Below are 19874 nucleotides of genomic sequence, written 5' to 3'. Positions count from 1 at the left end.
AAACACATGAAAACCTTGGTCAAATCGCTGTGCATGGCGTCCGCGCTGGCCCTGACCGCGCTGCCCGCCGTGGCCGAGACCCTGCGCATGGCCCATGCCGCGCCGGAAACCGACCTGCAGCAGAACCTGTCCACCTTCTTTGCCGAACAGGTCGCTGAACGCACCAACGGCGATGTCACCGTCCAGATCTTCCCGCAGGGACAGCTGGGCAACGACAACGCCATGATCGACGGCGCACGCTCGGGCATCATCGATATCGTCATGGTCGGGTTGAACAACTTCTCGGGGTTGATGCCGGAATCGGCGGCCTTCACCCTGCCTTTCATGTTCCCCGACCGCGAAACCGCCTATGCCGTTCTGGACGGCGAGGTTGGCCAAGGCGTCCTGACCAGCTTCGAGGATCATGGCCTGAAGGGTCTGGCCTTCCCCGAGAACGGCTATCGTAACATGACCAACAGCCGCGGCCCGATCCGCACGCCGGATGACGTCAAGGGTCTGCGGATGCGGGTCAATTCCTCGAAGGCGCTGAACGACATGTTCCAGCTGCTGGAAGCGCAGCCCCAGCAGATCCCCGTGGCCGAGCTCTATACCGCGTTGGAAACCGGCGTCGTTAACAGCCAGGATCACCCGATCGGCGTGACCCTGTCCTTCAAGTTCTACGAGGTGCAGAAATACCTGTCGCTGACCCAGCACGCCTATGCGCCGCTGGCCGTCGCCATGAACCTGAACAAGTTCAACGGCCTGACCGAGGAGCAGCGCCAGATCATCATGGACGTCGCCAAAGAGGCCACCGATATGCAGCGCCAGATGTCCATCGACAGCGAAGCGCAGATGATCGCCGATCTGGAAGCCGACGGGATGGAGGTCAACACCGATGTTGACGCCGCCGCTTTTCAGGAGGTCGTGAAGCCGGTCTGGGACAACTTCATCAGCGAAAACGGCGATGCGATGGTGACGGCCATTGAAGAAGCATCGGCCAAGTAAGCCATTGATCCGATGAAGAAAGGCCCGGTTGCAACCGGGCCTTTCTGCGTCTTGACGGTCAGCTGGTCGAGCCGCCGGGAACGAACTCGGGCGCGATCTCGAACCGCAGGGTCTCGCCCTGGGCATCGCCGTTCATGGTCATCAGCAACAGATCGGCGGTGCGGGTGCCGATGCGGCGGGGATGGGGGTTCATGGTGGTGATGGTGGGATGGGCGATGCCTGCGATCTCGTAGGCGCCAAAGCCCGCAATGGCGATATCGCCCGGCACATCGACCCCGCGACGCGCACATTCCGACAGCGCACCAAAGGCCGACAGGTCCGACACGCAGATCACGGCATCGGTGTCGGGCAGATCCGCCAGCAGGCGCGCCATGGCGGCAGCACCTTCCTTCATCGAGATCGGCACCTGACCCGCGCGGATCAGGCGGGTGGGGTCCAGACCCCGCGCCTCCATCGCGCGGATGAAGCCCATGCGCCTGTCGGTGCCGCGCGTATCGCCATCGGCATCGCCGCCGACAAAGGCGATGCGCTGCCGCCCCGTCGCCTGAAGATGCGCCACCAGCGGGTCCATCGCCCGCGCGTTGGAAAAGCCTACGACATGACCGATGGGGTCGGGGGGCAGGTCCCAAGTCTCGACCACGGGGATGCCGGCGTTCGACAGCAATTTGCGGGTCCGGTCGGTATGGCGCCCGCCCGTGACGACCATCGCAGCGGGGCGGCGCTGCAGGAACTGCGCGATCAGGCGTTCCTCTTCGTGGATGTCGTAATTCGTGTGGCCCAGCAGGATCTGCATCCCGGCCTTGCCCAGCACGTCCGACATGGCGCTGACGGTATCGGCAAAGTTGGCGTTGTTCAGCGACGGGATGGTCACCGCCACGAAGTCGCTGCGCTGCGATCGCAGGTTCGCGGCGGTGCTGTCCAGCACATAGCCCAGATCCTCGGCCACCTTGCGGATGTGATCGCGGGTGTCGGGGCTGACCGAGCTGTCGGTCTTGAAGGCCCGGCTGACCGTCATGACCGAGACGCCCGCGGCGCGGGCGACGTCCTTCATGGTGATGGGGCGTTGGGTCATCTGCACCTCGCTCAGCGACCCGTCCGCGCGGGCATGCGGATTATCCGCTGGTAACGTTAACGGGTCAAGCCGTTGCCGGGGCGGGATAATCCGCCGCCTCGGTCACATGGTGATGGATGCGCCCGTCGAAATATTGCGCCACGATGTCGCCTGTGATGTCGCGTGACCGGATGCGGGCATCGCTGTCCAGCGCCAACCCCATGGCCGCGCGGTCGGGATAGCTGATCGCAAGGATCAACGGGAATTCCGGCGCGCCTTCGTCGCGTTCCTCGCCGAACATGACGCGAACCTCGGAATGGCCGGGGAAGGTGGTCCAGACGGGGACCAGCCTTTCGGTGACGGCGCGGCGGAAAGCCTCGGTCTGGCTGGGTTTGACCTGACCCTCGAACAGGGCATAGCGGGTGATCATTCGAACTGTTCCTTATCGGGACCGCGGAAATATTCCATCAGGGCCGCCTGATCCTCGCCGCCCAGACCGGCTGCGGTCAGCATCCGGTGGATTTCCGTGCAAAGCGCCGTCATCGGCATCGAGGTATTGGTCTGTCGCGCCAGATCCTGCGCGCCGTTCAGGTCCTTGACCATATTGTCGATGCGACCGGTGCGGCGGTAATCCTTGGTAGCAAAGCGCGGCATGTATTCCTGCAGGATGGCACTGTCGGCACGCCCGCCCTTCAGCGCGACGGGGATCATTTCGGCATCGACACCCGCATCCAGCGCCAGCTGGGTCGCCTCGGCCACGGCCATGAAGTTCAATCCGCACAGCACTTGGTTGATCAGCTTGGTGGTCTGACCCGCGCCATGATCGCCCATGCGGGTGATGTTGCTGGCGACATGTGACAGGACGGTCTTCGCCTCAGTCACATCGGCATCCGGTCCGCCGCACATCAGGGTCAGGTTGCCCGTCGCAGCTTTGGGTGCGCCGCCAGACAGCGGGCTGTCCACCCACCGAAGACCCTGTTCGCTGGCCATCTGCGCCAGTTCCCGCGTCGCCGCCGGATCGATCGAGGACATGTCGATGATCAGCGTGCCGGGTTTCGCACCCTGCGCCACGCCATCGGCACCAAAGACTGCCGCGCGGACGATCTTGGGCGAATTGAGGCTGGTAATGACATAATCGGACGCCGCCGCCGCTTCGGCCGCGCTGGCGGCGGCATGGGCGCCCTTGTCGGTCAGGGCCTTCACGGCATCCTTGTTCAGGTCAAAGACGGTCAGGTGCTGGCCGGTTTCGACCAGGCGGGCGCCGATGGCACCCCCCATGGCACCGGCGCCGATCAGGGCGATCTTCAGGGTCATGTGGTTCCTCCTCCCAGAGTTACGGGGTGTTACAGCGACGCGCTGATGCCGCCATCGACGAAGACGGTGGTGCCGTTCACGAAGGACGATGCCGCCGAGGAAAGGAAGATTGCGGTGCCGACCAGTTCCTCGACCTTGCCCCAACGACCTGCGGGGGTGCGCTTGGCCAGCCAAGCGGTGAATTCCGGATCATCGACCAGCGCCTGGTTTAGCGGCGTTTCGAAATAGCCGGGGGCAAGGCCGTTGCACTGCAGGCCGTGGCGCGCCCAATCGGTGGCCATGCCCTTGGTCAGGTTCGCGACCGCGCCCTTGGTGGCGGTATAGGGCGCGATGCCCGGACGCGCCAAGGCCGTCTGGACCGAGCAGATGTTGACGATTTTGCCCGCTCCGCGTGCGATCATGTGGCGTGCGCAGGCCTGCCCGACGTGGAAGACCGAGGCGATGTTGGTCTGCAAAAGACGCTCGAAGGCATCGGCGGGGAAGTCTTCCAGCGGGCTGCGGTGCTGCATGCCGGCGTTGTTGATCAGGATGTCGATGGGGCCGGTGTCAGCCTCGAACGCATCGACGGCGGCGCGGACGGCGGCGTGATCGGTGACGTCGAAGGCCAGTTCGTGCACCGTGGCACCCGCATCGCGCAGAACCGCAGCGGCCTTGGCCAGCTTGCCCGCATCGCGGCCGTTCAGCACGATTTCGGCCCCGGCATCGGCCAGACCCTTGGCCAATGCGATCCCGATCCCTTGCGAAGATCCCGTGATCAGGGCCCGTTTTCCGGTCAGATCAAACAGTTGGATGCTCATGTGATGGCCTTTCGGATTTATGCTCGACATTGGGTTTGGTCATGAATATGTTATCGATAACAAGCAAGTCAAGTGAGGAATGCCAAATGTCCAAGCCCGTCATTCTGCAGGTCGGTCCGTATCCGGAATGGGATCAGGTCCCGCTGGACGCGGCCTTCACCGTGCATCGCTACTTCGAGGCCGACGACAAGGCCGCCTTCCTTGCCAAGGTCGGCCCCGATGTTCAGGGCATCGCCACGCGCGGCGAACTGGGTGCCGATCGCGCCATGATCGAGGCCTGCCCGCAGCTGAAGGTCATCTCGGTCTATGGGGTCGGCTATGATGCGGTCGATCTGGAGGCCTGCCGTGAAAAGGGCATCCGCGTCACCAATACGCCCGACGTTCTGACCGGCGATGTGGCCGATCTGGGTGTGGCGATGATGCTGACCCTGTCGCGCGGCATGGTCGGCGCCGAGGAATGGGTGCGCAGCGGCAATTGGGCCAGCAAGGGTCTATATCCGCTGAAGCGTCGCGTCTTCGGTCGCAAGGCGGGCGTTCTGGGTCTGGGTCGCATCGGCTTCGAGGTCGCGACCCGTCTGGCGGGCTTTGGCATGGATATCGCCTATAGCGACGTTTCGGCCAAGGATTACGCCAAGGATTGGACCTTCATCGCCGATCCGGTGGAACTGGCGAAACATGCCGATTTCCTGTTCGTGACGCTGGCCGCATCCGCCGCCACCCGTCACATCGTCGGCAATGACGTGATCGAGGCTGTCGGCCCCGAGGGCATGATTATCAACATCTCGCGCGCGTCCAACATTGACGAAGAGGCGCTGATCGCAGCCCTTGGCGACGGTCGTCTCGGCTCTGCCGCGCTGGACGTGTTTGAAGGCGAGCCGGCGCTGGACCCGCGCTTCCTTGAGCTGCAGAACGTGCTGCTGCAACCGCACCACGCCTCGGGCACCATCGAGACCCGCAAGGCGATGGGCCAGCTGGTCCGCGACAACCTGACGGCATATTTCGCAGGCAGCGACCTGCCCACGCCGGTTTTGTGAGGGCATCATGAAAGCCATCGTCATCCATGACGCGCGCGATCTGCGCATCGACGAACAGCCGGTCGAAAACCCCGGTCCCGGTCAGGTCCTGATCCGCATGGCGGCGGGCGGGATCTGCGGGTCGGACCTGCATTACTACAACCACGGCGGTTTCGGCACCGTGCGCCTGAAAGAGCCGATGGTTTTGGGCCATGAAGTGTCCGGTCACGTCGAGGCCTTGGGCGAGGGCGTTACCGGCCTGTCCAAGGGCCAGCTGGTCGCCGTCTCGCCCTCGCGGCCCTGCGGCAGCTGCAAGTTCTGCGACCAGGCGATGTTCAACCATTGCCTGAACATGCGGTTCTATGGCTCGGCCATGCCCTTCCCGCATATCCAGGGCGCGTTCCGAGAACTGCTGGTGGCGGATGCCGCGCAATGCGTGCCCGCCGACGGGCTGACGCCTGCGCAGGCAGCCATGGCCGAGCCGCTGGCCGTCTGCCTGCACGCCACCCGCCGTGCGGGTCCGATGCTGGGCAAATCGGTGCTGGTCACCGGCTGCGGTCCCATCGGCATCCTGTGCATTCTGGCCGCGCGCCGGGCAGGGGCCGATCTGATCGTCGCCACCGATCTGGGCGATTTCGCCCTGCAGATGGCGCGTAAGGCGGGGGCGGATGTGGTGCTGAACACCGGCACCGACCGCGCCGCGCTTGATGCCTATGCCGACGACAAAGGCAGCTTCGATCTGCTTTACGAATGTTCCGGCGCGGCACCGGCCTTGGCGGGGGCGATCCCTGCGATGCGTCCGGGCGGCACGATCATGCAGCTGGGCTTGGGCGGCGATATGACCCTGCCGGTGCAGGCGATGACGGCCAAGGAACTGGCGCTAAAGGGCTCGTTCCGCTTCCACAAGGAATTTGCCACCGGTGTCAGCCTGATGCGCAAGGGCCTGATCGACGTCAGCCCCTTCATCACGCACAGCTTTGCGCTGAACGACGCCGTCGCGGCCTTCCAGATCGCGGGCGACCGCAGTCAGGCGATCAAGGCGCAGATCGTCTTCAACTGATCCCGGCGGGGGGCCTTCAGCGGCCCCCTGCAATCACTGATCCGATACGCTTTCATAGATGATGTGATGGTGGAAGCCTTCGTACAACGGGCGGATGATCTGCATCGCCTCCATCGCGGCCTGCCTGCGCGGCGATGCCAAAGCCTCGGCCATGGCGGCATGCGAGGGGTAATCGATCTGCTGCACAAGAAAGACGCTTTCCGACCCCGGCTCGGACTGGAGGGGGCGATAGACGCGCACCGCCTGCGCATGCAGCATCTGTCGCCATGCGGGCACCATGTGCCGATCGACCGCGCGGTAAAACGCATCCTCCTGTCCCGGCAGAATACGGCCTTGGAAGATGGCGCTGCGGGTCACGCCGCCCGTGGGGCGCTGCTGCGTTCCAAGCCACAGGTAATAGGCCGAGTGATCCAGATCGGCCCCCTGATGGTTGCGCACCAGATCGTCGAAGGCCCCGGCAACCGTGCGCGCCAAGGGCAGGCGCAGCTGATGGCGGTCGGCCAGATCCAGCGCGTTGACCACATCTTTCAGCTGCGATGCGGACCGACCGCCCGGGACGAAATCACCCCGCACCATGCGGTCACCATGCAATTCCAGAATGCGGCTGTCGGCAAAACCGCCCTTCAGCGCGGCGCGGACGGTGGCCGGATCGCATCCCGCTGCTTGCGCCAGCCGCAGCCCCTCGGCCACGGCGCCGATGGTGGTGGCGACGATCAGCTGGTTGGCCAGCTTGGTGGCCTGTCCCGCGCCGACCGGTCCCATATGCGTCGCGCGGCCAAGGGCAGCAAAAACCGGCGCCAGACGTTCGGCCAGTGACGCGTCTCCACCCACGAAGATCGACAGCGTCCCGGCCTCGGCCCCGACGACGCCGCCCGACACGGGGGCGTCCAGAAAGCCGACGCCTGCCGCGCCCGCCTGTTCGGCCAGCGTGCAATCCGTCTGTGGATCGACCGAGCCCATGTCCACCACGACCGCGCCCGCCGGAATATCGGCCATCACATCCCCCAGCACCGCAAGCGTGGCGGGGCCGTCCCTCAGCATGGCGATGACCGCATCGGCGTTGCGCAAGGCTTCGGTAGGGGTGGCGGCGATCTGCGCGACATCAGCCAGCGGGGCGGCGCGTTCGGGGGTCCGGTTCCAGACGGACACCCGATATCCCGCGGCGGCCAGCCTGCGGGCCATCGGTGCGCCCATCAGCCCGGTGCCCAGAAAGGCGATGTTTGTTACGCTGTCCGTCGAAGCTGTCATTGCGATCCCGCATTCTGTGATCCAGATGATAACGATAACGCAACTGCATGTTCCTTGTCACGTGGCATGCCGCTGACGCGGGGACAACCTACATCCAGCTTGCATTTCCCGACAGTTTTGGTCAGATGTCGGCAAAAGCCCGTCCATCAGCCCCGCCGGAGTTCCCATGCGCCTTTTGACGACCACCGCCCTCTGCGTCCTGACCGCGACCGCCGCCCATGCAGTCGAAGAATCCGAGGTTCTTGCGACCTATGCCGACATCGCCGCCGCCTCCTATGGCGACAGCCTGACGACGGCCAAGCAGTTGCAGCAGGCGGTTCAGACGCTGGTACAGGACCCTTCGGCGCAGAACCTGCAGATGGCGCGGGATGCCTGGCTGGCGGCGCGCGTTCCCTATCAGCAGACTGAGGTCTATCGCTTCGGCAACCCCATCGTCAACGAATGGGAGGGTAAGGTGAACGCCTGGCCGCTGGACGAGGGGCTGATCGATTACGTCGATGCGGCAGGCTCGGCGCCCACGGAAGGCTATGACGAAAATCCGGCGGCGGGGCTGAACGTGATCGCCAACCCGCAGCTGTCGATCTCGGGTCAGACCATCGACGCGACCGAAATCACGCCCGACCTGCTGGAAAACACCCTGCATTCGGCAAATGGTGCCGAGGCGAATGTCGCCACCGGCTATCACGCCATCGAATTCCTGCTGTGGGGGCAGGACCTTGGACCCTATGACGCGACGGCGGGTCAGCGTCCCTGGACCGATTTCGCCAAGGGCGAGGATTGCACCAACGATAATTGCGACCGGCGGGGCGCCTATCTGACGGCGGCGACCGATCTGCTGGTTTCGGACCTTGAAGTGATGGCTGCGGCATGGGCGCCCGAGGGCGAGGCGCGCGCCAGTATCATGCAAGATAAGGACGGCGTGAACCGCATCCTGACCGGCATGGGCAGCCTGTCCTATGGCGAACAGGCAGGCCAGCGGATGCAGCTGGGCCTGATGCTGAACGACCCCGAGGAAGAGCATTCCTGCTTTTCCGACAACACCCACAACGACCACTTCTATGACGCCCTGGGCGTGCGCAACATCTATCTTGGCAGCTATACCGGTATCGACGGTCAGGTGACCCAAGGGGCCTCGCTGCATGATCTGGTGGCAGAGAAGGACGCGGATGTCGCCGACGCGCTGGCCGCATCGCTGGATCATACGCAGTTCCAGATGGTACGTCTGAAGACCGCCGCCGAAGCAGGCCTGCGCTATGACATGATGCTGGATCCGGGGAACGAGGCGGGTGGCCAGCTGATCCAGGACGCCATCGACGGGCTGATCGCCCAGACCCGCGATATCGAACGTGCGGTGGCCGTGCTGGGCCGTGACGCCATCGCCTTCGAAGGCTCGGACAGTCTGGACGATCCGGAAGCCGTGTTCCAATAAGACGCATCCGGCCCGGCAGCATGTGCCGCCGGGCCGACCAGAGGTTTCGATGATGACCAGCCGTTCCGCCCGTCCGGGCCTGATCGCCACCTGCATGGCGCTGCTGCTGTCGGGCATCGCCCATGCGCAGGTGTCCGATCCGCATCTGGCGATCCAGCCCCGCACCGCTGCCGAGACTGCGCGGGTTCAGGCCGTTACGCGTCCCACCACCGACTTCGACAAACCCGCCCCCTTTGAGGCCAATCAGGGCGGTGCGGGGACCGTGCGCCGCCGCGGCGATCCGCAGGCCTTCAGCATGCCGCAGAAGAACCTGACGTTTCAGCAAGATGCGCGGTTCAACATCGGCAATGGGCTGTTCGAACGCATCTGGGTGACGCCGCCTGCCTCGACCATCGCCTCCGACGGGCTGGGGCCGCTGTTCAACACCCGCGCCTGTCAGGACTGCCACGTCAAGGATGGTCGCGGGCATCCGCCTGCCGGTCCCGATGACGATGCCGGCAGCCTGGTGGTGCGGCTTGGCATTCCGACCGAGGTAGGACCGGCGGACCTGAAAGCGCTGCGCGACTATATCTCGACCGAAGGCGATGCGGTCTACGGCCACCAGTTTTCCGATCTGTCGGTCGCGGGCATCCCCGCCGAAGGCCGCGTGCAGGTCGAATGGCGCGATGCCGACAGCTTCGATCTGCCGGGCGGGGAAACGGTGACCCTGCGCCGCCCCGAATGGTCGCTGCAGGATCTGGGCTATGGCCCGCTGGACCCCGCAACCCGCATCAGCCCGCGCGTCGCGCCGCAGATGATCGGGTTGGGGCTGGTCGAGGCAATCCCTGCGCAGGATATCATCGCGCTGGCCGACCCCGATGACGCCGATGGCAACGGGATCAGCGGCCGCGCCAACATCATCTGGTCGCCGGAATTCCAGCAGCCGATGCTGGGCCGCTTCGGTGTTCGCGCCAGCACGCCCACGCTGCGTCAGCAGGCGGCCGACGCCTTCCACAACGACATCGGCATCGCATCGCCGCTGCATCCCGAACCCTGGGGCGATTGCACCACGGCGCAGGTCGAATGCCGCAATGCGCCCGATGGCCTAAGCCCCGAACAGGACGGGTTGGAGGTGTCGGGCGACAGTCTGGACCTGGTGACCTTCTACAGCCGCAATCTGGGTGTGCCCGCGCGGGCCGATGTCGATGACCCTCAGGTCCTGCGCGGCAAGCAGCTGTTCCAGCAGACCGGCTGCACCGCCTGTCACCGCCCGTCCTTCGTCACACACCGTCTGAAGGACCGCGAAGAACAGAGCTTCCAGCTGATCTGGCCCTATTCCGATTTCCTGCTGCACGACATGGGGTCGGGGTTGGACGACGGGCTGCCCGCAGGGCAGGCCTCAGGGTCGGAATGGCGGACGGCGCCCCTTTGGGGGATCGGCATGACCGAGCAGGTCTCGGGCCATGCCAATTACCTGCACGACGGTCGCGCACGGTCGCTGACCGAAGCCATCCTGTGGCATGATGGCGAAGGCCGCGCATCCCGCGACGGCTTTGTCGAACTGCCCGCCGAAGACCGCGCCGCCCTGATCGCATTCCTGGAGTCCCTGTGATGATCCGCACCCTTGCCCTGATCTGTCTTGCCGCGCCCGCACTGGCGTCGGCGGCCCATGCCGATGCGGGGGATGTGATCGACAGCTATATCCTGCCGGGCGTCGACCGCTTTGCCGATGCCTCCGATGCCCTCTCCGACGCCGAATGCAACCTGCCCGCGCTCAAGACCGCATTCGCCGAAACCGCGCAGGCATGGGCCGCGATCTCGCATCTTGAGATGGGGCCGATTCAGGATCAGGGGCGCTCGCGGGCGGTGCTGTTCTGGCCCGACGACCGCGATGCGACAGCCCGCGGGTTGCGGCTGTTGCAGGCGCAGGGCGCCGATGCGCTGACGCCCGAAGCAATGGCCAAGGCATCCGTGGCCGCGCGGGGCTTGGGTGCGCTGGAACGCCAGATCTTCGACGATGACGCCCAACCTTGTGACCTGACGGTAGCCTTGGCCGACGATCTGGCGGCGACGGCGGGTCAGATCCGTGATGGCTGGCATGATGATTTTGCCGATCAGATGCGGCATCCGGGGCAGGCGGGCAATACCCGCTTTCTGACAGACGCCGAGGTCGATCAGGCGCTGTTCACGGCGCTGATGGCGGGGCTTGAACATCTGTCCGACCAGCGTATCGGTCGGCCCTTGGGCAGCTTCGACGAACCGCGTCCCTTGCGCGCCGAGCTGCGCCGTTCGGAACAATCGCTGCCGATGATCCGCGCGCAGATCGCGGGCCTGCGCCAGATGGCTGCCGCCCTTGGCCCCAACTCGCAGACCGACGCCGCCCTTGCGCGTGCGCAGGATCAGGCGGGCCGCGCGGGTGATCCTTCGCTGGCGGATGTCGATGACCCCGCTGCCCGTTTCCGCATCGAGGCCATCCAGACTAGCATCGGCGAGGCGATCACCCATACGCAGGCTGAGCTGGGCGACGCGCTTGGCATTCAGGCGGGCTTCAACGCGGCGGATGGCGACTGATGGTCAGCCGGCGCAGTTTTCTGGCCAGCATCGCGGCCTCGGGGGCGGGGGCGCTGATCCCGGCGGCCAGCTGGGCCGATCTGGGCAACCCGTCGTTTCTGGCGGCGGCCAAGGACAGCGCAGGCCGCTATGCGCTCTGCGGGTTGACCTCGACGGCGCAGATCGCCTTTCGCGTCGATCTGCCCGACCGTGGCCATGCCGCCGCCGCCCATCCGGTCCGCGCTGAGGCCGTGGCCTTTGCCCGCCGTCCCGGCACTTTTGCGCTGGTTCTAGATTGCGCCAGCGGGCGGGTCGTTCAGCGGCTGGAATTGCCACAGGGGCGGCATTTCTATGGTCACGGCGCCTATCTGCAGGGCGGTGATGTGCTGGTTACGACCGAGAACGACTATGCCACCGGCGCAGGCGTCCTTGGCATCTGGGACGCGCGTCGGGGCTATGCCCGCCTGGCCGAGATCCCGACCGGCGGCATCGGCCCGCATGAGGTTTTCCGCCTGCCGGGCACCGAAACGCTGGTGGTGGCCAATGGCGGCATCCGCACCCATCCCGACAGCGACCGCGACAAGCTGAACCTGAACGACATGCACCCCAGTTTGGTCTATATCAATGATGGCAGGATCACCGAAACGGTGACGCTGGGGGCCGACATGGCGCGGGCCTCGATCCGCCATATTTCGGCGCGCAAGGATGGCATGGTCGCCGCCGCCCTGCAGTGGGAGGGCGACCCGGACCGCGTGATCCCCTTGCTAATGCTGCACAAGGCGGGTCAATCCCCGCGCCTGCTGACGGCGAGCGAGGCGGATCAACGCGCGCTGCAGGGCTATGCCGGGTCGGTGTCCTTTTCGGGCAACGGGATGCAGGTGGCGATCACCGGTCCGCGCGGCGGGGCGGCGCACATCTTCGATGCCGATGCCGATGATGCCCCGACGATCATGCGCCGCATGGATGTCTGCGGCGTCGCCAGATCGGGCGACGGCTTGGCATTCACCGATGGCATGGGTGGGGTGATCTGTCCGGAACACGCGGCGGTGCATGATCTGGCGTGGGACAACCATCTGGTCAGCCTGTAGTGAAAACGCCGCCCCCGAGGGGCGGCGCATCAGGTCATTCGGCGGGGCGCGTGAAAGCCAGCACCGATTGCCACGGCACCGGCACGACCCCCGATGCCGCCACATCGCACGCCACATCATCGCTGGCCGTATCGATCTGCATCGTCCAGTTGCCATCGGGCAGGGCGAATTCCGCGTCGTCCCCGGCATTCACCACGATCAGCACATCATCGGGACCGCTGCCCTTCAGCAGCATGCCCATGCAGCACAGACCATCGTCGGACCAGTCGTCCTGCGTCATCTCATCGCCGCGCGGGTGCAGCCAGCAGGTGATCGGATGGTCGGGATGCGGCTGATCGGGGGGCAGGGCAAAGCGCGCCTGCGCCAGACAGTTCTGTTCGCGGAAGGCCGTCAGCGCCTGCACGGCCGTGGTGATCTGTGGCCGGGCATTGTCCCAATCCAGCCACGATATCGAATTGTCCTGGCAATAGGCGTTGTTGTTGCCGCCTTGGGTATTGCCCATCTCGTCGCCTGCCAGGATCATCGGGACGCCCTGCGACAGGATCACCGTGGCCAGCATGGCGCGGGTGCGGCGGATGCGGGCAGTTTCGACCATCGGATCGTCGCTTGGACCTTCGGCGCCCATATTGTCGGACAGATTATGATCGTGGCCATCCCGACCACCCTCGCCATTGGCGTCATTGTGCTTGTCGTTATAGCTGACGGTATCCCACAAGGTGAAACCGTCGTGCGCCGCCACGAAGTTCACGCTGGAGGTCGCAGGTCGCTGGCTGTGGTTGAACTGTACGGGCGATCCCGAGAACCGCTCCGACATCACCGGCAGCAGGCCCGGATCACGGCGCCAGAAGGCACGGGTGTCGTCGCGGAACTTGTCGTTCCATTCGCGGAACGGCCAGCGATAGCCGCCGACCTGATAACCGCCGTCGCCAATGTCCCAAGGTTCGGCGATCAGCTTGATGCCGGACAGCACGGGGTCCTGACGGATGGCGTTAAAGAATGACCCGTCGCGTTCAAAACCGTAACCCTCGCGGCCCAGGGTCGAGGCCAGATCAAAGCGGAAACCGTCGACATGCATCGCCTCGACCCAGTAGCGCAGGCTGTCCATGACCATGCGCAGCACCATCGGGTGCGACAGGTTCAGCGTGTTGCCGGTGCCGGTGGTGTCGAAGCCATGGCGTTTGTCATCGGGCGACAGTAGGTAATAGGATGCGTTGTCGATGCCGCGGAACGACAGCGTCTGGCCCAATTCGTTGCCTTCGCAGGTGTGGTTGAAGACCACGTCCAGAATGACCTCCAATCCTGCCTTGTGGAAGCGGCGGATGGCCTCTTTGACTTCTTTGATCTGCCCGGTCTGCAGATAGGGCGCATGGGGGGCAAAGAAAGACAGCGTTGAATAACCCCAATAGTTCGACAGATCCTTTTCCGTCAGGAAGCGGTCGTTGGCAAAGGCGTGGATGGGCAACAGCTCGATCGTGGTGACGCCGATCCGTTTCAGGTGATCGATCACCGCGTCCGAGGCCAGTCCCTTGATACTGCCGCGCAGATCCTGCGGCACATCGGGATGCAGCTGGGTCATGCCCTTGACGTGGGCTTCGTAGATGACGGTTTCGGGCCAGGGCGTACGCAGGGCGCGGTCGCTGTCCCAATCGAACTGGCTGTCCACGACCACGGCCTTGGGCATGAAGGGCGCACTGTCGCGTTCGTCGAAGGAGAGGTCATCCTGGCCGATGGTGTATCCGTGCAGTGCGTCGTCCCAGATGATCTCACCGCGCAATTCGCGGGCATAGGGGTCCAGCAGCAGCTTGTGGTGGTTGAAGCGGTGGCCCTGTTCGGGCGCATAGGGCCCATGGACGCGATAACCATAGACCTGCCCCGGCAAGATGTCGGGCAGATATCCGTACCAGATGCCGCCCTCCATCAAGGGCAGGGTCAGACGGTGCATTTCGTTCTGACCGGTTTCGTCGAACAGGCACAGCTCGACCTGGGTCGCGTTTTCGGAAAAGAGCGCGAAATTCGTGCCCTCGCCCAGAAACTCCGCCCCCAGGATGTCGGACCGCGCCAGGGTCGGGTCGAAAAGGGGCGGGGTGGTCATGTCACGCATGGTGCTTGTCTTTCAAAGGGGACGAACGTCTGAAGCCCGGGTGGTCGAACGAGGGGGCAACGCGCATCCGGCTGCGCGGGATCCGCATGACCGCACGTCGGTCCAGCATTGCCTGCGTAATAAGCACGGTGCCAGACGCGGTGCGGGTGAACCATGTCGCATCCTCCTCGGCATCCTGACCGGTGACAAGCCCCGGGGGGACATAGCAGCCCTGCGCCACGATCGTGTTCGTCAAATCCGCACTGTGCGAAACAACCGCCCCCATCATCGCGATGCTGCCCTTGCCCAGATGCCAATCCGCGACCGCGCCCTGACGGGGCAGACGGGCGGGGGTGCCATGAACGAAATCCAGCTGTGCCAATCGCAGCGCGTCCAAGGTGCCGACGTCGCGCCAATAGGTCTGGCCATCAGGTCCGGCAGGCAGCTTATAGACCGCCGCGCCGCCCTGTTCGACAGCCAGCGGAATGACGTCATGGCCGAAATCCATCGCCTGCGGGTGGCTGTGGAACAGCACGTCGCGCAACCAGAGCCGCGACAGGACATAGACGCCCATCGACACCAATGCCCGCCGCGGATCGCCATGCATCGCGGGCGGTTGGGCGGGTTTTTCCAGAAATGATGTGATCTGCCCCTGCGCATCCGCCTGCATCACGCCGAAGGCACTGGCCTGCGACAGCGGCACGACATCGACCGCCACCGTGGCGACGGCACCCGTCCGGCGATGCTGGGCGACAAGTGCCGCGTAATCCATGTCATAGACGTGATCGGCGGCCAGCACCAAGATTTCGTCCGAGGGGCCGTCGGCGATCTGGTTCCAATTGTGGCGCAAGGCATCCGCTGTTCCCAGATAGCGGCCCTGACCGTCTCGCAGTTGCAAGCCGCCGCGTTTAAAATGCTGACCCCACCGCGCGGGCAGATAATCATGCAGCGTCTGGGGGGCGTATTGCGTGGCCACCAGCAACTGGCTGATGCCCGATCGGACCGCATTGGCCATCGCGAAATCGATGATACGGTTGCGCCCTGCGAAGGGGACGGCGGGTTTGCTGTCGGTGGCGGTCAGATCGTGCAGCCGCGTGCCCTTGCCTCCGGCAAGCAGGATCGTGGCGCAGTTCTGGGTTACCTGAGACGCGTTGAAATCGCGGTTTTGTGGCAATGAGGACACGGCAGGAATCCTTGGATCGGGGTGGAAAGCGGACCCGATTTCCTTGCGGAAGATCGCATCCGGATATCCTTAAAACACCGATCCGCAGACTGCGTTCCTGCGGTTGTCATATGTTAATGGCCGCAAGTCACGATTGCATCCAGGCCAGTCCGACCTGCGACCCGTCGTCCGCCCTGAACGACATGATCTGCTGGCCCGAAAGGTCGGCAGTAACGTCGCCCGACCATTGCGCCAAGAGACAACGTCCGCCCAGATCGCGCGTGATCGCCACCCTCCCCGAGGTGATCTGAACCTGAGCATCGGCCCGTTGCAGGAACCGTGTTTCCTGATGGCGCAGTTGCAGCAGATCGCGTGTCCAGCGGGCCTTGGTCGCGCCAAAATCTGCACCTTGGGGCAGGGCCGCCAAGTGATCCCAATTGACGGCGCGGCGATTGTCGGGGTCGGTCAGGGCAAGGAACTGATCCTCGGACCCGCGATAGATATCGGGAAAGCCCGGCATCACCATCTTGAACAGCAGCTGCGACAGCGACAGCGACTGCGCGCGGGCGATCAGCCGTTGCAGCGGTTTGGGGGGCCGGGCCTGCCAACGGTCGATGACCGCATGGCCAAAGGCTGCTGCTGCTGCTTCGGCATTTTCGTCGGGATTGGTCCAGAAGCTGGTCAGCTTGGCCTCGCGCATGGCCTTTTCCATATGCTGGGCAAGGCGGTCGCCTGCGTCTTCGGCACCGTGGATCGCAAGCGCCGACTGCAGCAGGTACCACTGCCAATCCGGGGTGACATGCGACGCACAAGGTAGCTTGGCGGCATCTGCCAGCAAGGCGTCGAAGTCCTGCGGCAGGTGGCTGATGGCCACCAGACGCATGCGCGAATCCTCGGATCGTTTGGTGTCATGGGTCGAGGTCAGGACCATCCCCGACGGACTGGCAGATGCCAGAAAACGCGTCGCTTCGGACGCGATGACCGTGGCTTCATCGGGTTCGGCGCCGACCTCATTCGCGGCCAGAAAACGCGTCCAGCGGAAGCCTGCGGTATCTTCCTGGGATTTGGCCAACAGCGCGCCCGACACCTGCTGGAAGCGGGTGACGAAAGCATGCTGCGCCTCGAAGTCGGGGGCGCAGATGATTGCCTGCAGCATGCGCAGCACCGTGTCCGACCGCAGACCCTGCGCCGCCTGATCCGCCACCTGCGCGATCAATGCGCGATCATCATCCGAGGCCTGCCCGTCGAAGACATAGCTGCGATAACGGGGCATCGCGATCAGCAGGGCGGTCACCGCCTCGCGCAGCGATTCGGGGCCGGGTTGCGCCATGGTCGAGCCAACGCAGGCATCGGCGGCCATATCGGCCAGTTGCCGACGCTCGGCCGCCAGTTCGTTGTCCAGAATGTCGGTCTTGGATTGTGTCAGTTCCGCATGAAAGCTGTGGTCGTTGCCGGTGACGCGGCGCCAACTGTCGTCCAGATTTTGCAGACCATCGCCATCGGTCAGCATCCGGGCAATCAGGCGCGCGGCCTCATAGCCGGTGGTGCCAGCGGTGGGCCAGGCATCTGGCAGGGTTTCGTCGCGGACCAGGATCTTTTCCACCCAGATCGGCGTGTCGGGCAGTTCCTGGGCCAGATGTTGCAGATAACCCGCCGGATCGACCAGCCCGTCGATGTGATCGACACGCAGCCCCTGTACCAACCCCTGACGCACCAGATCGAAGATCAGCGCATGGGTCTCGGTGAAGACGCGCGGATCCTCGACCCGCATGCCGATCAGGCCGGTGACGTTGAAGAAGCGTCGGTGGGTGATGCCGTCGCGGTCCAGATCGCTGTGGACCAACCGCCAATGCTGGGCCTGATGCACAGCCCGCAGGTCGCAATCCTCGGTGTCCTCGGCCAGCGGGATCGCCAGATCGCCCATGCGCCACATGCCGTCCGAGATGCTGAAAGCCCCATCGGCCAGCATTTTTTCGAACGGTTCGGGCAACCACGGCAAGACCAGCGGCCCCGCCTGCCAATCGATATCGAAATGCGGCGCGTAACGGCTGGAGGGACCGCGCCGCAGCACATCTGCCAGCCATGGGTTTTCGGTCGAGAACGCCGTGTGGTTCGGCACGATGTCCAGAATGATCCCAAGCCCCATGTCGTGCGCCGATTTCGCCAGCGCGCGGAAGCTGTCAAGACCGCCCAGCACCGGATCGATTTGCGACGGGTCGGTGATGTCATATCCATGGGTGGATCCACTGCCTGCCGTGAAGATCGGCGACAGATACAGATGCGATATGCCCAGTTGCGCGATATAGCCAAGCCGCGATTCTAATGCGTCGAAGTCCAGACCGTCACGCAGTTGCACGCGATAGGTGGCGGTCGGAATACTTGGCGTCATGGTGAATAGCCTTTGCTGTCAGCGCGAAATCGGCTTGTGGATGGCCCGCGCGGAAATTCGCATCGGGGATCGGGTTCGGATCAGGTTGACCGAAAGCCAGCGACAAGGCCAGCGTTCCGGTCTGGAACTGCCATTCGGCCCGGATCAGGCCGGGGGCAGGGCGGGTCACGGTCGCCTGCAATCGGGGCGATTTGATCAGCGGCACGATGTGGTCGGCACGAAAGCGCAGCGCCTTGCGGGTCAGTTCGACCCAAGACCGCGCCGTGTCGTCATCGCGCCAGCCCAGCTTCGATGCCTGAAAGGTCGCGGGGGACAGCGGATCGGGGACCGATTGTCCCAAGGCCGCGATGCCTGCAAATTCGGATGCGCGCCCGTCACGTACCGCTTGCGCAAGATCGCCCTGAAAATCCGCGAAGAACTGGAAGGGCGCGGTCTCGCCGCGCTCTTCGCCCATGAAGACCATCGGGACATAGGGCGACACCAGCAGCAGGGCATAGGCGGCGGCCACCGCACATGGGTCCGCCAGCGTGATCAGCCTGTCGCCAAATGCGCGGTTGCCGATCTGGTCGTGCGTCTGGATGGCATTGACGAAGGCGGTGACCGGCAGATGGTCGCAGGGCGCACCGCGCGGAGTGGCGGGGGGCCGGGGCTGGCCTTCCTCGATATGGCCGCGGCGCAGGGCGGTGGCCAGATCATCGATCGGGTCGGCGGCGAAGCTGGCGTAATAGCTGTCATCCTCGCCCGTCAGTGCCACATGGACGGCGTGGTGGAAATCATCGTTCCAACTGGCGTCATAGCCCATCTGCCGCAGGTCGGGGGTGTTGCGCTCATCCTCGGTCACCAGATGGCGGCGGGGGGACAGGCTTTGCACCTGACGGGCCAGATTGGCCATGAAACCATCCGCCCCCGGCCCTTGGATCTGATGCACGGCATCCAGACGCAGTCCGTCAAAGCGGTATTCGCGCAGCCAGTGCAGGGCACAATCCGTCCAGAAGCTGCGCACGGCAGGCTGTCCGAAATCGATGGCAGGCCCCCAAGGCGTCTTGCGCCCCGCATCGAAGAAATCGGGTGAGCTGTGGTGGATCCACGCGCCGGTGGGACCAAAATGGTTCATCACCAGATCCAGCATGACCATCAAACCGCAGTCATGCGCCGCATCGATCAGCCGCTTCAGATCGCCGGGTGTCCCGTAAACCGGATGCGGGGCAAAGGGCAGCACGCCGTCATATCCCCATCCGCGATCGCCGGCGAACTGCCCGACGGGCATCAATTGGATCGCGGTAAAGCCCATGTCGGCCAACTGTACCAGCTTGGCCTGAGCGGCGGCAAACGTCCCCTGCGGGGTGAAGGTGCCGATGTGCAATTCATAGATGACGGCCTCGGGCCAAGGGCGGCCCTGCCAATCGCAGCGCCATTCGTGACTGTCGGGAAGGGTCAGCACCGAGGCATCGTCAACGCCCCCCGATTGCAGCCTGCTGGCGGGGTCGGGCATCCGGACGCCGTCAACATCGAACAGATAGCTGCTGCCTGGTGCGGCCTTGACGTTGGCGGTCCACAGACCTTGGGCCGTTCGCGTCATCGGATGCGCCGTGCCGTCCAGAACGACCTGCACCCGATCCGCCGTGGCGGCCCAAAGCCTGATCAGCCATTCACCATCCGAGAATTCGGGCCCCCAGAACCGATCCTGCATGATACCCCCATGTCCTCATCCTGTCTGACAATGACATTGG

At 64.6% G+C, this 19874-nt stretch carries 16 protein-coding genes; 7 read left to right on the top strand and 9 right to left on the bottom strand.

Going from position 1 to position 19874, the window contains the following annotated elements; translation table 11 throughout:
• The first annotated feature begins 6 nt into the window (after window positions 1-6).
• Window positions 7-984, top strand: a complete 978-nt coding sequence (locus SJY40_RS06940; protein ID WP_378944245.1) for a DctP family TRAP transporter solute-binding subunit — start codon at window positions 7-9, stop codon at window positions 982-984.
• Window positions 985-1042: 58 nt separating this feature from the next.
• On the opposite strand, the gene SJY40_RS06935 is transcribed toward SJY40_RS06940, so the two are convergent.
• The 4 genes from SJY40_RS06935 to SJY40_RS06920 all read right to left on the bottom strand — a co-directional run bounded on the left by SJY40_RS06935 (window position 1043) and on the right by SJY40_RS06920 (window position 4146).
• Window positions 1043-2056, bottom strand: a complete 1014-nt coding sequence (locus SJY40_RS06935; protein ID WP_378944242.1) for a LacI family DNA-binding transcriptional regulator — start codon at window positions 2054-2056, stop codon at window positions 1043-1045.
• Window positions 2057-2120: 64 nt separating this feature from the next.
• The gene (locus tag SJY40_RS06930) at window positions 2121-2465 is read right to left on the bottom strand and encodes a hypothetical protein (protein WP_378944239.1); all 345 of its coding nucleotides are present in this window, start codon (window positions 2463-2465) and stop codon (window positions 2121-2123) included.
• Window positions 2462-3349, bottom strand: a complete 888-nt coding sequence (locus SJY40_RS06925; protein ID WP_378944237.1) for an NAD(P)-dependent oxidoreductase — start codon at window positions 3347-3349, stop codon at window positions 2462-2464. The genes SJY40_RS06930 and SJY40_RS06925 overlap by 4 nt, the downstream gene beginning before the upstream one ends.
• Before the next feature lie 29 nt (window positions 3350-3378).
• The gene (locus SJY40_RS06920; protein ID WP_378944234.1) at window positions 3379-4146 is read right to left on the bottom strand and encodes an SDR family oxidoreductase; all 768 of its coding nucleotides are present in this window, start codon (window positions 4144-4146) and stop codon (window positions 3379-3381) included.
• 86 nt (window positions 4147-4232) lie between these two features.
• On the opposite strand from SJY40_RS06920, the gene SJY40_RS06915 reads away from it, so the two are divergent.
• Together SJY40_RS06915 and SJY40_RS06910 are read left to right on the top strand one after the other, a co-directional pair.
• Entirely contained in the window at window positions 4233-5180 is a 948-nt protein-coding gene (locus tag SJY40_RS06915; protein ID WP_378944232.1) for a 2-hydroxyacid dehydrogenase, read from the top strand.
• Window positions 5181-5187: 7 nt separating this feature from the next.
• Window positions 5188-6219, top strand: coding sequence for an L-idonate 5-dehydrogenase (locus SJY40_RS06910; protein ID WP_378944229.1), 1032 nt, complete (start codon window positions 5188-5190; stop codon window positions 6217-6219).
• 33 nt (window positions 6220-6252) lie between these two features.
• Here the strand turns inward: SJY40_RS06910 and SJY40_RS06905 are convergent, their stop codons facing one another.
• Window positions 6253-7467, bottom strand: coding sequence for an NAD(P)-dependent oxidoreductase (locus SJY40_RS06905; protein WP_378944227.1), 1215 nt, complete (start codon window positions 7465-7467; stop codon window positions 6253-6255).
• A gap of 166 nt (window positions 7468-7633) precedes the next feature.
• Here SJY40_RS06905 and SJY40_RS06900 point away from each other — a divergent pair, with 166 nt between their 5' ends.
• Genes SJY40_RS06900 through SJY40_RS06885 form a run of 4 tightly spaced genes read left to right on the top strand, consistent with a single transcriptional unit; the run spans window position 7634 to window position 12513 of the window.
• Complete coding sequence (locus SJY40_RS06900) at window positions 7634-8896, top strand: imelysin family protein (RefSeq protein WP_378944224.1); 1263 nt, start codon at window positions 7634-7636, stop codon at window positions 8894-8896.
• 52 nt (window positions 8897-8948) lie between these two features.
• On the top strand, window positions 8949-10487 hold the full coding sequence (locus SJY40_RS06895) for a di-heme oxidoredictase family protein (RefSeq protein ID WP_378944221.1): 1539 nt from the start codon (window positions 8949-8951) through the stop codon (window positions 10485-10487).
• The gene (locus SJY40_RS06890) at window positions 10487-11446 is read left to right on the top strand and encodes an imelysin family protein (protein ID WP_378944218.1); all 960 of its coding nucleotides are present in this window, start codon (window positions 10487-10489) and stop codon (window positions 11444-11446) included. The genes SJY40_RS06895 and SJY40_RS06890 overlap by 1 nt, the downstream gene beginning before the upstream one ends.
• Window positions 11446-12513: a DUF1513 domain-containing protein gene (locus SJY40_RS06885; protein ID WP_378944216.1), complete on the top strand. Its 1068-nt coding sequence runs from the start codon at window positions 11446-11448 to the stop codon at window positions 12511-12513. Before SJY40_RS06890 ends, SJY40_RS06885 begins: the two co-directional genes overlap by 1 nt.
• A 34-nt stretch (window positions 12514-12547) precedes the next feature.
• Here the strand turns inward: SJY40_RS06885 and glgX are convergent, their stop codons facing one another.
• The 4 genes from glgX to treZ all read right to left on the bottom strand — a co-directional run bounded on the left by glgX (window position 12548) and on the right by treZ (window position 19834).
• The gene (glgX, locus tag SJY40_RS06880; RefSeq protein WP_378944213.1) at window positions 12548-14614 is read right to left on the bottom strand and encodes a glycogen debranching protein GlgX; all 2067 of its coding nucleotides are present in this window, start codon (window positions 14612-14614) and stop codon (window positions 12548-12550) included.
• On the bottom strand, window positions 14607-15776 hold the full coding sequence (locus SJY40_RS06875; RefSeq protein ID WP_378944211.1) for a sugar phosphate nucleotidyltransferase: 1170 nt from the start codon (window positions 15774-15776) through the stop codon (window positions 14607-14609). Before SJY40_RS06875 ends, glgX begins: the two co-directional genes overlap by 8 nt.
• A 127-nt stretch (window positions 15777-15903) precedes the next feature.
• The gene (treY, locus tag SJY40_RS06870) at window positions 15904-18144 is read right to left on the bottom strand and encodes a malto-oligosyltrehalose synthase (protein ID WP_378944208.1); all 2241 of its coding nucleotides are present in this window, start codon (window positions 18142-18144) and stop codon (window positions 15904-15906) included.
• Window positions 18098-19834, bottom strand: a complete 1737-nt coding sequence (gene treZ / locus SJY40_RS06865) for a malto-oligosyltrehalose trehalohydrolase (RefSeq protein ID WP_378944205.1) — start codon at window positions 19832-19834, stop codon at window positions 18098-18100. The genes treY and treZ overlap by 47 nt, the downstream gene beginning before the upstream one ends.
• Window positions 19835-19874: the final 40 nt, after the last annotated feature.

The organism is Paracoccus sp. R86501 (assembly GCF_042466435.1).
In the GTDB taxonomy this organism is placed as follows: Bacteria; Pseudomonadota; Alphaproteobacteria; order Rhodobacterales; family Rhodobacteraceae; genus Paracoccus.
This window is presented reverse-complemented; position numbering and strand designations above follow the sequence as displayed.